The 16171-nt window shown below is 42.1% G+C and carries 9 protein-coding genes; 5 read left to right on the top strand and 4 right to left on the bottom strand.

Going from position 1 to position 16171, the window contains the following annotated elements; all coding sequences use genetic code 11:
* Window positions 1-28: 28 nt before the first annotated feature.
* Window positions 29-4465: a DNA polymerase III subunit alpha gene (gene dnaE, locus GJ691_RS05415; RefSeq protein ID WP_154364562.1), complete on the bottom strand. Its 4437-nt coding sequence runs from the start codon at window positions 4463-4465 to the stop codon at window positions 29-31.
* A gap of 226 nt (window positions 4466-4691) precedes the next feature.
* Here dnaE and GJ691_RS05420 point away from each other — a divergent pair, with 226 nt between their 5' ends.
* The 5 genes from GJ691_RS05420 (at window position 4692) to GJ691_RS05440 (ending at window position 9352) form a co-directional block, all read left to right on the top strand.
* Complete coding sequence (locus GJ691_RS05420) at window positions 4692-5270, top strand: 30S ribosomal protein S16 (protein WP_154364564.1); 579 nt, start codon at window positions 4692-4694, stop codon at window positions 5268-5270.
* A gap of 14 nt (window positions 5271-5284) precedes the next feature.
* Window positions 5285-5812 (top strand): ribosome maturation factor RimM, encoded by a 528-nt coding sequence (gene rimM, locus GJ691_RS05425; RefSeq protein WP_154364566.1) that lies wholly within the window; start codon window positions 5285-5287, stop codon window positions 5810-5812.
* A gap of 187 nt (window positions 5813-5999) precedes the next feature.
* Window positions 6000-7328 carry a sulfatase family protein gene (locus GJ691_RS05430; RefSeq protein WP_246200121.1) on the top strand — a complete coding sequence of 443 codons (1329 nt, stop codon included), beginning with the start codon at window positions 6000-6002 and terminating at the stop codon, window positions 7326-7328.
* Between the two features lie 57 nt (window positions 7329-7385).
* A complete protein-coding gene (locus GJ691_RS05435; RefSeq protein WP_282055621.1) occupies window positions 7386-8120 on the top strand; it encodes a tRNA1(Val) (adenine(37)-N6)-methyltransferase in 735 nt (244 codons plus the stop codon).
* A gap of 56 nt (window positions 8121-8176) precedes the next feature.
* Window positions 8177-9352: an acyl-CoA dehydrogenase family protein gene (locus tag GJ691_RS05440; RefSeq protein ID WP_154364572.1), complete on the top strand. Its 1176-nt coding sequence runs from the start codon at window positions 8177-8179 to the stop codon at window positions 9350-9352.
* Between the two features lie 288 nt (window positions 9353-9640).
* Here GJ691_RS05440 and GJ691_RS05445 read toward each other — a convergent pair whose 3' ends face one another.
* From GJ691_RS05445 to GJ691_RS05455, 3 genes are all read right to left on the bottom strand, one after another.
* Window positions 9641-12082, bottom strand: coding sequence for a glycoside hydrolase family 2 TIM barrel-domain containing protein (locus GJ691_RS05445; RefSeq protein ID WP_154364575.1), 2442 nt, complete (start codon window positions 12080-12082; stop codon window positions 9641-9643).
* Between the two features lie 124 nt (window positions 12083-12206).
* Window positions 12207-12575, bottom strand: a complete 369-nt coding sequence (locus GJ691_RS05450; RefSeq protein ID WP_154364577.1) for a DUF7009 family protein — start codon at window positions 12573-12575, stop codon at window positions 12207-12209.
* A gap of 51 nt (window positions 12576-12626) precedes the next feature.
* Window positions 12627-16091 (bottom strand): methylmalonyl-CoA mutase family protein, encoded by a 3465-nt coding sequence (locus GJ691_RS05455; RefSeq protein WP_154364579.1) that lies wholly within the window; start codon window positions 16089-16091, stop codon window positions 12627-12629.
* Window positions 16092-16171 lie beyond the last annotated feature (80 nt).

The raw sequence follows: 16171 nt of genomic DNA on the forward strand, positions 1-16171 counted from the left end.
CCTATTGCCGTATCGAAGGAATTTATCGTTAATTTAACTTATAATGTACTTCTTGGGCTTCCAACCGATGTAACAAGTCACTGGTTATCTGTACTTTTTGTTTTCTGCTGGATAGGTTCACCTTTATTTCCTCCTCCATTTCATATACGACAAAATTCAATGGATGGTTTCCTTTATGTGCGACCAAGGTATTCTTTAGATCCTCTATACTTTCCTCCCGTAACTCGTCTATGTTCAATTTAATGGTCAGTTTCTTGGCAAAGGTTTCCATTACATCTTGAAGCAACATGAAATTATTGAACTGCATCCTCGGATCGCCTTTTTTCCCCGTATCCCTATTGACCCATCCTTCACGAATGAATATTTTGATATATACAAAGGAATTGATCATAAGAAAATGCCTGAACTTGAGGTACTCTTCCCCGAAAATCCTAAACTCAAAAGAATCGGTATAATCTTCAATGGTGAACATGGCCCATCCTTTCCCGTTCTTCGATACACGGTGCTGTACATCGGACACTACCCCTGCTATTGAGATTTCACGGTTTACGATTTCCTCTAAATTCTGGACATTGGCCACACTGGCATTACAGAATGCATTGATCTCGGTCTTGAAATCATCTAAAAGATGACCGGAAATATAGATTCCCACCACTTCTTTTTCCCTACGGAGTTTTTCCATGGTCCCCCATTCTTCACATGGCGGAACCTCAGGTTCGGGAATCTGCACCTCACTGGCTTCACCGAACAGACTTACTTGTGAAGAGTTCTGGTTTTCCTGAAATTTTGAACCATACTTGATTACCTTTTCCAGAAAGGTAACCCCATCACCGTCATGATGAAAATATTGTGCCCTATGGGTGGTACCGAAAGAATCGAATCCACCGGCAACGGCCAAACTCTCGAAAGCCTTTTTATTCGAGGCCCTTAAGTCTATTCGCTTGGCCATATCGAAAACCGATTTGTAAGGCCCTTCTTCTTTCCTGTTTTCCACTATGGTTTCAACAGCTCCCCTACCGACGCCCTTGATAGCACCCATTCCAAAACGAACGGCCCCCTCTTTGTTCACGGCGAATTTATAGTAAGATTCATTCACATCAGGACCTAAAACATCCAAGCCCATTCGCTTACACTCTTCCATAAAGAAGGTAACCTGCTTAATGTCGTTCATGTTGTTAGAAAGTACCGCCGCCATGTATTCAGCAGGGTAATGTGCCTTACAATAAGCTGTCTGGTAGGCAATCCATGCATAACACGTAGAGTGACTCTTGTTGAATGCATAGGAAGCAAAGGCTTCCCAGTCTTTCCAGATTTTTTCGAGAACATCTTCAGGGTGCCCTTTGGCCGCAGCTTGCTTAATGAACTTAGGCTTCATCTTATCAAGCACATGCTTCTGCTTTTTCCCCATCGCTTTCCTCAAAACATCGGCCTCACCTTTGGTAAAGTCCGCCAGTTTCTGGGAAAGTAGCATCACCTGCTCTTGATAAACCGTAATACCATACGTTTCGGCCAAATATTCCTCACAGGCATCAAGGTCATAGATAATTTCTTCGGTACCGTGTTTACGGGCAATGAAACTAGGTATGTATTCCATCGGACCTGGACGGTACAAAGCGTTCATGGCAATAAGGTCGGCAAATACGGTAGGCTTTAACGACCGCATGTGTTTTTGCATACCAGGGGATTCATACTGGAACACCCCTACCGTTTCACCCCGTTGGAAAAGTTCGTAGGTTTTTTCATCATCCAAAGGAAAGTTCTCCGGATCTAGCTCAATACCATGTTTGGCTTTTACGATCTTAACCGTATCCTTAATAAGGGTCAAGGTCTTCAATCCCAAGAAATCCATCTTCAACAGTCCGGCACTTTCAACGACCGAGTTGTCGAACTGCGTGCAATACATGTCAGAATCCTTGGCCAAAGCCACGGGTACGAACTTGGTTATATCATCAGGGGTAATGATCACCCCACAGGCATGGATTCCCGTATTACGAACCGAGCCTTCCAATACAAATGCTTGGTTCAAGGTTTCCGACTCCAAGCCCTGACCTTCCGATATGTTCAACAACTCATTGATCTTGAGCAGTTCTTCACTGTTGAATTTTTTCTTTAAAACAGCTTCATCGACCCCAATGATCTTTTTGAGTTTGGACATGTTGGGAATCAACTTAGCCATACGATCGGCATCTCCCAAAGGTAAGTCCAAGGCACGGGCGGTATCCCGAATAGATGATTTTGCCGCCATAGTACCATAGGTGATGATCTGCGCCACCTGATTGGCGCCATATTTATCGATCACATAATCCATGACACGCCCACGACCTTCATCATCAAAATCGATATCGATATCGGGCATTGACACACGATCCGGATTCAAGAAACGCTCAAAAAGCAGATCGTACTTAATAGGATCCAAATTCGTGATCCATAAACAATAGGCAACTACCGAACCTGCTGCCGATCCACGGCCCGGACCTACTGATACATCCATTTTACGGGCCGCACGAATAAAATCCTCAACAATCAAGAAATAGCCGGGATATCCGGTTTTCTCAATGACCTCCAACTCAAAATCTATGCGTTCCGCGATTTCAGGTGTAATTTCACCATATCGTTTTTTAGCACCCTCATACGTTATATGTCGCAAGAATTTATTTTCCCCGCGTTTACCTCCATCCACTTTATCCTCTTCGAACTGAAATTCCTCGGGAATATCAAAAGCAGGTAACAATACGTCCCGGGCCAGGGTATAGGTTTCAATCTTATCTATTACTTCCTGTATATTAATAATAGCTTCAGGAATATCCTTAAAGAGCTCTTTCATCTCTTCGGAGGACTTAAAGTAATACTCCTGATTGGGTAGTCCGTATCTATATCCACGCCCACGACCTATAGGTGTTGCTTGCTTTTCACCATCTTTTACACACAAAAGAATATCATGCGCATTGGCATTTTCTTTTTTGGCGTAATAGGTATTGTTCGACGCTATTAATTTAATGTCGTGTTTTTTGGCAAATTGGATCAATACCTGATTAACACGGTTTTCATCTTCTTGACCATGGCGCATCAGCTCAATGTAAAGATCATCGCCGAATGTCCCTTTCCACCATAACAAAGCTTCTTCTGCCTGTTTCTCACCAACATTCAGCACCTTGCTCGGCACCTCGCCATACAAGTTACCGGTAAGTACAATGATGTCTTCCTTGTACTGTTCAACAATTTTTTTATCAATCCTCGGAACATAGTATTTCCCGTCTACAAATGCGATGGAAGACATTTTAGCCAAATTATGGTAGCCATTTTTGTTCTTGGCCAGCATCACGATTTGATACCCGTTATCTTTTTGGGTTTTATCAGCGTGATTTTCACAGACCTGGAACTCGCATCCTACAATAGGGGTTATTTCTTTTTCCAATTTCGGCAACTCATTCAAAGGCTCTTCCCCTTCTTCCAAAGTGTCGTTTTGGGTCGCCTCAAACCTTCTTTTCAGCTCCTTATTTCTTGAAACGACCCCCTTATTGTGGTTAATGACCCCGTTCACAAAATGAAAGGCACCCATCATATTCGCATGATCGGTCATGGCAACGGCGGGCATATTGTTCTTCGCTGTCGCCTGGATCAAATCGGGCACACTGATTGTTGATTGCAATATGGAGAACTGGGTATGGTTGTGAAGGTGTACGAACTCCGCCGACTCCAATGATGCAAGGTTTTCCTGAATTTCTTCATGTGTTGCACCACCAGTATCTTTTTTCCAAAGGGCATCGGCAATTTTCTTGGAAGCCTTCTTTAGATTGATGTGTTTTAGCCCAATAAGCTCTATCTCCTTAGGGTTGGCTTCGGAGAATTGTCGAAAATAATCGGGTTGCACATCGAGTTGCTCTTGGGTATAATGCCCTTGGCGCACCAATTCCAAGAAACACCGTGTAGTTGCCTCCACATCGGCAGTGGCATTATGCGCCTCTGCAAATGGCTGGTTAAAAAGATACTCATGGAGTTCTGTCAGTGTAGGCAACTTGAATTTTCCCCCACGACCTCCCGGTATCTTGCATAGTAATGCCGTCTCCTCGGTACAGGTATCCAAAACCGGTAGTTCTTGTAAGGGGTTCGCAACATCCAGTCGGTGATACTCAGCCCCCATGATATTCACATCGAACCCTACATTCTGCCCCACAATGAATTTTGTTTTGGACATGGCAACATTGAACTTTTCCAAAACCTCGGCCAACGGAATCCCTTTTTGGGCGGCAAGCTCGGTAGAAATACCATGGATCTGCTCTGCATCATAGGGTATGTTGAATCCGTCGGGTTTCACCAAATAATCCTGACTTTCGACCAAATTACCCATGGCATCATGCAATTGCCAAGCAATCTGAATACAGCGTGGCCAGTTATCAGTGTCGGTAATGGGTGCATCCCATCGCTTGGGCAAACCAGTAGTCTCAGTATCAAAAATAAGGTACATTCAGTGTGTTTTAGTAACAAGAAAATAGCTTATAAAAATATACAAAAAGGGGCTTTAGGCAAATATCTAGTTATCATGAGTTATTAACCTCACCCCAATTCAATACAAATAACAACAAAACCTATTGTGCATTTCAAGAATTGAAGTATATTTGCAGCCCATTTTAAGGGACAAATAAAAAAGAATTAATAACCGAGGGTCGGGCACCCTACAAAATTAATGTGATATGCCAGTAAAGATTAGATTACAAAGACACGGAAAAAAAGGAAAACCTTTCTATTGGATCGTAGCCGCTGATTCCCGTGCAAAGAGAGATGGTAAATTCTTGGAAAAACTAGGAATCTACAATCCCAACACCAACCCAGCAACCATTGAATTAAAAATAGACAATTCCGTAGAGTGGTTGAACAATGGGGCACAACCCACTGATACCGCCAGAGCAATACTTTCTTATAAAGGTGTTCTTTTAAAGCACCATTTATTAGGTGGTGTTCGTAAAGGAGCCTTGACAGAAGAGCAAGCTGAAGAAAAATTCAATGCTTGGATCGCTGAAAAAGAACAGGCCGTTGCATCTAAAGTAAGTGGATTGGATAAAGAAAAAGCAGATGCTAAATCTAAAGCATTGGCTGCTGAAAAAGAAATCAACGAAAAACGTGCTGCTGAAGCAGCCGCTGCCGCTTTACCTGAACCAGAAGAAATAGTTGAGGAAGCACCTGTAGTTGACGAAGCACCAGTTGAAGAAGTTTCCGCCCTTGATGCTGCTGTAGAAGAAGCAAAAGGAGAAGCTCCTAAAGAAGAAAAGTAAAATAACCCGAAACGATGGACAAGTCTTCTTGTTTCTACTTAGGTAAGATCGTTTCAAAATATAGTTTCAAAGGTGAGGTACTCGTTAAACTCGATACCGATGAGCCTGAGATTTACGAAAACATGGAATCAGTTTTTGTTTCATTAGGAAACAATCTGGTTCCATTTTTTATTGACAAATGCCGCCTGCACAAGAGCAGTCTTCTGCGTATAGATTTTGAAGAGGTAAAAACCGAAAGTGATGCGGACCGTATCATGGGTTCCGAACTTTACCTTCCCCTTTCTTTTCTTCCCAAACTTAGCGGGGATAAATTCTATTTTCATGAAGTAATCGGTTTTACACTTATAGATAGTGTGCATGGAGATATCGGAATTATCAAAAGCGTTAATGACAACACTTCCCAGGCCCTTTTTGAAGTAGATAAGGAGGGAAAGGAATTGTTGATCCCCATCAATGACGAAATCATTACCCAAGTAGATCGGGAAAACAAGACCATTCATGTAAGTACTCCGGAAGGTTTGGTAGACCTCTATTTAGGGTAAGTCAATATTCAACCCTAAAACTAAATTCAAAAATCAGGTTTGGCTTTTATTAGTGTTATCTTTAGGGTATAATCGAACCAAAACCCTTATGTACAGAATACTACTCCCTCTACTGTTTTTATGCTTTTGCTCGTGCCAAAATAAGGCAACAAAAAAATCCGGGCCCAACACTCCACCAAATATTGTTTTGATTCTCACAGACGACCAAGGCTACCAAGATGTGGGCGTATTCGGGTCTCCGAATATAGAAACACCCCATTTGGACCAAATGGCCTCAGAAGGTGTAAAATTAACGAATTACTATGCCGCCCAAGCCGTATGCTCGGCATCACGGGCCGGTTTATTGACAGGGTGCTATCCCAACCGAATAGGAATACACAATGCTTTGGGACCAGACAATACCCATGGCATAAATAGTGAAGAAACCACCATTGCGGAAATGCTAAAGACCAAAGGGTATAAAACTGCAATTTTCGGAAAGTGGCATTTAGGCCATTATCCAGAATTTATGCCAAATCGCCATGGTTTTGATGAATATTTCGGTATTCCGTATTCCAACGATATGTGGCCTTACCATCCCCAACAAGGTCCTATTTTCAATTTTCCGGACCTTCCCCTTTATGAAAATGAAACGGTCATTGATACCTTGACCGAGCAGTCACAATTAACTACCCAAATTACTGAGCGCAGCGTTGATTTCATTAACAGAAACAAAGAAAATCCATTCTTTTTATATGTACCCCATCCGCAACCCCATGTACCTTTGTTCGTATCGGACAAATTCAAAGGGAAATCAAAAAGGGGTTTATATGGTGATGTGATTATGGAAATTGATTGGTCAGTGGGGCAAATAATGGATGCTTTAAAAAAGAATGGACTGGAAGATAACACTATCGTAATTTTCACCTCTGACAATGGTCCTTGGCTATCTTATGGTAATCATGCGGGCAGTGCATTGCCGCACCGTGAAGGCAAAGGAACTGCCTGGGAAGGCGGTCAGCGCGAACCTTTCATAATTAAATATCCGGATAAACTGCCGGCAGGAAAGGTTGTTGACGTTCCCGTGATGGCCATCGACATGTTACCTACCCTAGCCTCACTTACACAATCCAAACTTCCAGAATTGACCATTGATGGCAAGGATGTCTGGCAGGTTATTTCAGGACAAACAACTAAAAGTCCTCAAAAAGCCTATTTCTTTTATTATCGGGTCAATGAACTTTTCGGGGTACGTTATGGCAAATGGAAAATGTACTTTCCCCATCGCTATAGAACCATGGAAGGACAGGACCCCGGAAAAGATGGTCAACCCGGCGAATACCGAATGGTCGACTTGGAAGAAATTGAGTTGTACAATGTGGAGAACGATGAGAGTGAGACCCAAAATATTGCCGATCAGCACCCTAACATCGTAACCGAAATAAAATTACTTGCCAATGATATGCGGTCAAGATTGGGAGACTCATTATTGGAATTGGAAGGTAGCGAGACACGGCAACCTGGAAGGCTTGACTAAAATCACGGTAAACCCAAACCTCTAAACAGGTCTTATAGAATCACCTAACACAATGAAATCATGAAGCCTTTTAAATTCAAACAATTCACAATAAAACAAGATCGTTGTGCCATGAAAATAGGCACTGACGGTGTACTATTAGGGGCTTGGACAGCAATAAATAACAACACTTATAACATTTTGGATATTGGCGCTGGCACAGGGATAATAGCATTGATGCTGGCACAACGTAGTTTCGCGGAGAACATTGAAGCCATAGAATTAGATGGAGACGCTTTTGAACAATGCACGGAGAATTTCGAAAATTCGCCTTGGGGAGACCGGTTGTTTTGTTTTCATGCCGGTTTTGATGAATTTGTTGATGAATACACAGAAGAAAAACCTGATGAATCTGAACTATACAACCTGATTGTATCGAATCCTCCTTTCTATAAAGAAGAAGTTACCAGCGGGGATTATGCTAGGGATTCAGCAAGACAGAATACATCCCTACCCTTTAATGAATTAGTAGAGGGTGTTACCAAATTATTAACAAAAGACGGTTCATTTTCTACGATTATCCCTTTTAAAGAAGAAAGCCAATTTTTAAACTTGACCAGGCAAAACGGACTTTACCCTTCACGAATCACCCGTGTTAAAGGAAATTCAACAACCGATGTAAAAAGGAGCCTTTTACAGTTTTCATTTTCTGAACAAAAAATTGAAATCAATGAACTGGTAATTGAGAAGGAAAGACACCAGTATACTGATGATTATATTGCCCTGACAAAAGATTTTTATTTAAATATGTAACAATATGCTTTTGATATGTTATATTTCTTTATCTATATTTGAGAAAAACAAGCGCTATGAAACCTGACCTATTTGAAGCTCCCGATTACTATAATTTAGATGAACTTTTCTCTGAAGAACATCTGTTGGTTCGCGACGCAGCCCGCCAATGGGTAAAGCGTGATATTACCCCGATTATTGAAGAATATGCCCAAAAAGCAGAGTTTCCCAAGCAAATCTTAGGTGGTTTGGCAGAAATCGGGGCTTTTGGCCCTTATATTCCTGAGGAATATGGTGGGGCTGGTTTGGATCAGATCAGTTACGGACTCATTATGCAGGAAATAGAACGTGGGGATAGTGGCGTGCGCTCTACGGCCTCTGTACAATCTTCATTGGTGATGTATCCTATTTTCAAATATGGGACGGAAGAACAACGTAAAAAGTACTTACCAAAATTGGCCTCTGGCGAATTTATGGGCTGTTTTGGACTTACTGAACCCAACCATGGATCCAATCCAGGGGGAATGGAAACCAAATTCAAGGATATGGGCGATCATTTCCTTTTAAATGGGGCGAAATTATGGATATCTAACTCCCCTTTCGCCGACATTGCCGTAGTATGGGCCAAAAATGAAGAAGGCCGTATACACGGTTTGATCGTTGAGCGTGGTATGGAAGGTTTTTCCACCCCTGAAACCCATGGCAAGTGGTCTTTGAGGGCATCGGCAACCGGAGAACTCATTTTTGACAATGTAAAAGTGCCCAAAGAAAATCTTTTACCGGGCAAAAATGGTCTTGGTGCACCTTTAGGATGTTTGGATTCTGCCCGTTATGGCATTGCATGGGGTGCAATCGGAGCTGCGATGGATTGTTACGATACCGCCTTGCGTTACGCCAAGGAACGTATTCAATTTGGTAAACCTATAGCCGCCAAACAATTACAACAGAAAAAATTGGCCGAAATGATCACTGAGATCACAAAAGCTCAATTATTGACTTTTCGCTTGGGACAATTGAAAAATGAAGACTGCGCAACTTCAGCGCAAATTTCCATGGCCAAACGTAACAATGTGGACATGGCCTTACATATAGCCAGGGAAGCAAGACAAGTATTGGGGGCGATGGGGATAACGGGTGACTACAGTATTATGCGGCATATGATGAACCTTGAGAGTGTTATCACATACGAAGGCACCCATGACATTCACCTTTTGATTACAGGGGCCGATATCACAGGACTATCCGCGTTCTAACACAATCGAATCTATCAGTTTTATAAGTAAACGGTTCGTTTTGGTATATTTTAACACCACATTAGAACCTAATTTTACACTTAAAACACAAAATAGCAGGTATACACCACAACTTTCACTAGGTACACATCATTTGTTTTCAATGATGTGTTGCTTAGGGTACATTTACCATGTAATAAAAACGAAATAAAATTTTTCATTTTCATATAGTGTTCTCGTAAAAGAGTCCGGTCTTTATTGATCGGACTCTTTTTAGTTTAACACCTTTCTATATGTTAGGGCCTTGGATTACAAAGGCTTTTTAGAAGACAAACCGATTTTAGCACTTTTCAATCCTTTACCTGTTACGGATAATTCAATTGAACCGGCCTTTTCGGTAGTTGTTACCAAAACGACCAGTTTTCCACTAAACAATTTCATGGTCGGATGATGGAACATCTCTAAGGATGTAGGATCACCGTTGCACGCAGCCCTATACTTACCTTCGCCCTTGACCTTAAACTTTAATTGGTTTGTAGCAGTCGGGCATAAAATCCCATGTTTATCTACTACAGAAACGGTAACGAATGCCAAATCTTCGCCATCGGCATTCAATTCGGTCCTGTCGGGGTCAAGTATTATTCTATAAGGCTTACCTGCAGTGACCATCTCTTTCTCCGCCGCTACTTTACCCTGGCCGTCAAAAGCAACGACTTTTAAAGAGCCGGGTTCGTATTGAACATCCATCCACATAAGGCGATATCTATTCTTCGCTGTTCCAGAATGCTTTTTCCGAACACCCATACTTTTCCCATTTATGAACAACTCTGCGCTGTCATAACTAGTATAAACGAAAACCGGTGTGTTTTCCCCTTCACGCCCTTCCCAGTTCCAATGGGGCAGTATATGTAATGTTTCCTCCTCGGTATTCCATCGACTACGATACAAATAATAACGGTCTTTTGGTAGCCCTGCCAAATCATTGATGCCAAAATATGAACTGCGCGATGGCCACTTTTCGTCATATGGTGTAGGCTCTCCCAAATAATCAAAACCTGTCCATACGAACTCACCAATGACCCAAGACTTATCATCTTGCCAAACAAAATCGTCATCCGGTATATTCGACCAACTACAGGTTTCCAAATCATAGGAAGAACTTTGATAGTCCTTGTATTGTTTCATTTTAGCCTCGACCACGGGAAATTTGTAAATTCCACGTGAACTTACCGTTGAAGCTGTCTCTGACCCCAAAATGAACCCTTGGGGAAATTTTTCATAGGCTTCCTCGTATAACGGCAAACGATAATTAAGTCCTGGGATATCGAGAATGGCACCAAAGCCGGATTCCATCGAATTCTGTACTTGATCCATACCCACCGTAACCGGTCGCGTTGGATCCTCACGATGAAAAATGTCCTGTATCCATTTTGCCCTTTTTACCCCAATTAGGCCATATTGGTCGGGTACTTCATTCCCGGTACTCCACATTACGATACTTGGGTGATTACGGGTTGCCCGAACCAAATTGACAATATCTTTCTCAGCATATTCTTCGAAAAAACGATTATATCCGTTTTCAACCTTAGGTTTTGCCCATTCATCAAAGCTTTCAGCCAAGAACATAAAACCCATCTCATCACACAACTCCAGTTGTTCCAACGACGGCATATTATGTGAACTTCGAATGGCATCACAACCCATATCTTTTAATATCCGCAATTGTCTTTTTAACGCTGAACGGTTAACAGCGGCACCAAGAGGCCCTAGATCGTGGTGCAGACAAACTCCTTTGAACTTCCTGGTTTTACCGTTTAAGCTAAAACCGGTTTTTGAATTATATTTAATATCACGTATTCCAAAACGAGTGGTTACTTCATCTTTCAATTCGTCACCAACAAACAATTGAGAAACTGCCGTATAGAGATAAGGTGACTCGGGACTCCATAATTTTGGATCAGGCACTGCAATGTTCTGATCGAATTCATTACCGAATTTTAAGTGGGTTATATCGGTGGAAAGGGTATCACCTGCCGCATCGATTATCCGGGTTACCAAATGAACACCATCGCCGGATGCTTTTGTCTTAATGTTCACTTTTGCCATTTCGGGGGAAATAAACGGTGTGGTTATATACGTACCCCATAGATCGATACTCTCATTATTCTTGACGATTACGCGAACATTCCTGTATAGTCCAGCTCCTGGATACCAGCGCGATGAAGATTCAACATTCGTAAGTTGTACCGCAATCGTATTTAACTTATCGGCCAAAACCTTCTCTGTAATATCAAAATGGAAATAACTGTATCCATAGCCCCACTCACCTACCTTGTTGCCGTTTACGTAAACTTTAGGTTCACTCATGGCCCCTTCAAAAAGCAAGATTACCTTTTGCCCTTTTTTATACTGGGGAATCCTGAACTTGTTTCGATACCAACCTTGGCCAACATAAGGCAAAGCTCCGGTTCTCCCGGTTTTCTCAGTGGCCACAGTCTCATTATTCTGTTCAATTGCAACCACCTGCTTATCTATTTCCTTATCAAAAGGACCATAAATAGCCCAATCATGGGGAATGGTCACCGATTGCCATTTAGAATCGTCGAAAGCCATCTTATAAGCCATACTATCCTGGCCATTGTGGAATTTCCAATTTTTTTTAAGGGTCAAAACACTACGAACTTGGCCTAGAACGATGGCGGGAATACATAAGAACAGAAAAAAGAGAGGGCGAAATCGGTTTAATACCATGCTGATTGTTTAAAGTCAATATCAATACATATGCCTGAATCTAACACTATTATCAAATCGGGCCTTTCACTAAAAATGTACTTTTTCCTAATTCGCATCTAACGATAAATTAAGGAAAGTCACATCAGCATTGCCCTGCCTTGGGATTCGGATATTTATCCGTCTGGTCTTCATGGGTGTTATCCAAACAAGCGAAGTCTTTCTCCAATAAAAGAAAGAATGTACCCCCATCATCAAGTGATTCACGATGGTCAATACCCACCACGTCATTTTCATACCATTCTTTAGCAAAACTTTCGGGCACGTAAAGTGTAATGGTATTACCGTTGAAATCTACCTGTAAATTCTCAATATTTTTCTGCTTTACCCCATAATTAAAGGTGGTTGAACTAAATCGGGTAGATTCCTCAATGGAGCCTTCAGTACAAAACCTTTTCACCTCAGTGGGTGTTAATCGAAACCGCACAGAATTTTCTTTGATTCGTATTTTCATATCCTTTATTTGTAGTATTCCAAAGATAATGATTTTGGATACTAAAAACCCTTACATATTCCTGCGATATTGCCCCCCGACCTTGAACAAGGCGGAAGTAATCTGGCCTAAGGTACAGTACTTGGTCACTTCCATCAACCTTTCAAATAGGTTGTCATTGTTTATGGCCGCCTGTTGCAAAGATTTGACCTGAGCTTCAACTTGGTCAGCATTGGCCTTGTTCAGGTTTTCCTTGGTTTTGATCTGTAATTGCTTTTCTTCCTCGGTAGCCCGAATGACCTCAGCAGGCATAATGGTCGGTGAGCCCTTGGAGCTCAAAAAGGTATTTACACCGATAATAGGGTATTCCCCTGTGTGTTTCAGTGTTTCATAATGCAAACTTTCTTCCTGAATCTTACTCCGTTGGTACATCGTCTCCATAGCCCCCAATACACCTCCACGTTCCGTGATGCGGTCAAATTCCTGAAGTACGGCATCCTCTACCAAATCGGTCAACTCCTCAATGATAAAAGCCCCTTGAATAGGGTTTTCGTTCTTGGCAAGACCCAATTCTTTATTTATGATCAATTGAATGGCCATCGCCCTACGAACGGATTCCTCGGTCGGGGTAGTGATGGCTTCGTCATAGGCGTTGGTATGTAAGGAGTTGCAATTGTCATATATGGCATACAATGCTTGCAGCGTTGTGCGAATATCATTAAAATCTATCTCTTGCGCATGCAAACTTCTTCCCGATGTTTGAATATGGTATTTAAGCATCTGAGCCCTTTCGTTCGCCCCATATTTTTCTTTCATTGCTTTTGACCAAATTTTTCGGGCCACACGACCGATCACCGCATATTCGGGATCAATACCGTTACTGAAGAAAAAGGAAAGGTTAGGGCCGAATTGGTTTATGTCCATCCCCCTTGCCAAATAGTACTCCACATACGTAAATCCGTTAGCCAATGTAAATGCCAATTGGGATATGGGATTGGCACCGGCCTCAGCAATATGATAGCCCGAAATTGAGACCGAATAGAAGTTACGCACCTTTTCGCGAATAAAATATTCTTGCACATCACCCATTAGACGTAGGGCGAATTCCGTAGAAAAAATGCAGGTATTCTGCGCTTGGTCTTCCTTTAAAATGTCTGCTTGTACCGTTCCCCGCACTTGGGAAAGGGTCTTCGACTTAATCTTTTCATAGGTTTCCTTTGGTAGTACCTGATCACCAGTGACACCAAGTAAAAACAGGCCTAGCCCATTATGGCCGTTAGGAAGATCTCCGTTGTACTTTGGCCGATCTATACCTTTCTTCTTATAAATGGATGCAATCTTGGTCCCCACTTCTTTTTCGAGTTCATTTTCTTTGATGTACAACTCACATTGTTGGTCAATGGCCGCATTCATGAAAAAGCCGAGGAGCATAGGAGCAGGACCATTGATCGTCATACTAACCGAGGTCATCGAATTTGCCAGATCAAAGCCGGAATAAAGTTTCTTGGCATCATCCAAACAACAGATTGAAACACCGGCATTACCTATTTTACCATAAATATCAGGACGATGGTCTGGATCGCTGCCATATAGGGTTACACTATCAAAGGCAGTGGAAAGTCTTTTAGCTGGCATACCCATACTCAGATAATGAAACCGTCTATTGGTTCGTTCGGGACCACCCTCACCAGCAAACATGCGCGTTGGATCTTCACCTGTTCGTTTAAACGGATACAAACCTGAAGTAAACGGGAATTCCCCAGGCACATTCTCTTGCAACATCCATCGTAAAAGATCGCCCCAAGCCTGGTACTTTGGTAATGCCACTTTAGGAATACTGCTATGCGAAAGGGAATTGGTATGTGTCTGGATCTTTATTTCTTTCCCTCTTACCTTGAAACTATAAACCGGATCTTTGTATCTCTTGACCTTTTGGTCCCATTGCACCAACATTTCCCAATAATAGGGGTCAAAATCCATTTTTATACGACTGAATTCCTTGAACAATAATTTTAATAGGTGTCCTTTTTCTTCATCATTCCGGACATGTTTCAGAATTTCCTCCTCGTTCAATCCAACCATTATCAGGTAAGAGGTCTCAACCCTATTTGGAGCAATATCCGAAATGGTTTCAATCGTTTTAAAAACACCATAAAGCCTCTGGGCCAATTGCACTTGTTCATTGACCTTTTTATCGTATGCCCGGTTACTTTCGGCAATTTCAGAGAGATAACGTGTCCTGGCCGGAGGAATGACAAAAACCTTTTCCGATTGTTCCTCTGAAGCGGTAAAGGTAGAATTCAAATCTACATTGGTTTTTTCTACCAGTTGGTTCATGACCGCCTTATAAAGGGTATTCATCCCCGGGTCATTGAATTGTGAGGCTATGGTACCGAAAACCGGAAGGTCGTCTAGGCTTGTCTCCCACAAACCATGGTTCCTCATATACTGTTTCTTAACATCACGAAGAGCATCCAGGGCACCTCGTTTGTCGAATTTGTTGATGACCACCAGATCCGCAAAATCTAGCATATCTATCTTTTCAAGTTGGGTGGCGGCCCCAAATTCGGGTGTCATTACATATAACGAAACATCGCTATGTTCTATGATCTCGGTATCGGATTGCCCAATTCCCGAAGTCTCCAGGATGATCAAATCAAATTGGGCGGCCTTTAATATACCAACAGCTTCATGTACATGTTTTGAAAGGGCCAAATTACTTTGACGGGTGGCCAAACTACGCATATAAACCCGAGGATCGTTGATGGCGTTCATTCGAATACGATCACCGAGCAATGCCCCGCCTGTCTTACGTTTTGAGGGGTCGACCGAAATTATACCAATCGTTTTATTAGGGAAATCAATTAAGAATCGACGTACCAACTCATCCACTAAGGAAGATTTGCCGGCACCCCCAGTCCCGGTAATCCCAAGTACGGGAAAAATACCAGCATCAGATGCACTTAAATGGGCAAAAATATTTTTGAACTCTTCAGGCCTGTTCTCAGCCAAACTGATGCCACGTGCAATGGTTTTCACATGTTTCCCTTGAAGAAGCTGTTCTATTCCCTTTCCTTCAGGAAGTACCAATGGAGGATTGGGAAAATCTGACTTTTGCACCAAATCATTGATCATACCTTGAAGGCCCATGGTGCGCCCATCATCAGGCGAATAAATTTTCGTGATACCATAATCCATCAAAGCCTTTATCTCTTCTGGAAGGATTACACCTCCTCCTCCACAAAAAATCTTGATATGATCTGCTTTTTTTTCCTTGAGCAAATCATACATATATCTAAAATACTCATTATGCCCGCCTTGATAGGAGGTCATGGCAATGGCGTTCACATCTTCCTGAATGGCAGTTTGCACCACTTCTTCCACACTACGATCGTGACCTAGGTGAATGACTTCGACCCCGGTAGCTTGGATAATGCGTCGCATAATATTTATAGATGCATCGTGCCCATCGAAGAGGGAAGCTGCCGTAACGATACGTACTTTATTCTTGGGTTTATAAGGAATAACTTGTTTCATCTGTAATAAACACTCTTTATTTGAGTGGTAATTTACGGATTATTCAACAAAAAGGTGATGATTTTTAGAATACCTCAAAA

This window comes from Maribacter luteus (assembly GCF_009674825.1).
Classification (GTDB): Bacteria; Bacteroidota; Bacteroidia; order Flavobacteriales; family Flavobacteriaceae; genus Maribacter_A; species Maribacter_A luteus.

Bases quoted from the DNA above. Each gene is read 5' to 3' on its own strand.
- GJ691_RS05450 (WP_154364577.1), bottom strand. From the start codon at position 12,575: ATGAAAATACGAATCAAAGAAAATTCTGTGCGGTTTCGATTAACACCC.
- GJ691_RS05440 (WP_154364572.1), top strand. From the start codon at position 8,177: ATGAAACCTGACCTATTTGAAGCTCCCGATTACTATAATTTAGATGAA.
- rimM (WP_154364566.1), top strand. From the start codon at position 5,285: ATGGACAAGTCTTCTTGTTTCTACTTAGGTAAGATCGTTTCAAAATAT.
- GJ691_RS05445 (WP_154364575.1), bottom strand. From the start codon at position 12,082: ATGGTATTAAACCGATTTCGCCCTCTCTTTTTTCTGTTCTTATGTATT.
- GJ691_RS05420 (WP_154364564.1), top strand. From the start codon at position 4,692: ATGCCAGTAAAGATTAGATTACAAAGACACGGAAAAAAAGGAAAACCT.
- GJ691_RS05455 (WP_154364579.1), bottom strand. From the start codon at position 16,091: ATGAAACAAGTTATTCCTTATAAACCCAAGAATAAAGTACGTATCGTT.
- dnaE (WP_154364562.1), bottom strand. From the start codon at position 4,465: ATGTACCTTATTTTTGATACTGAGACTACTGGTTTGCCCAAGCGATGG.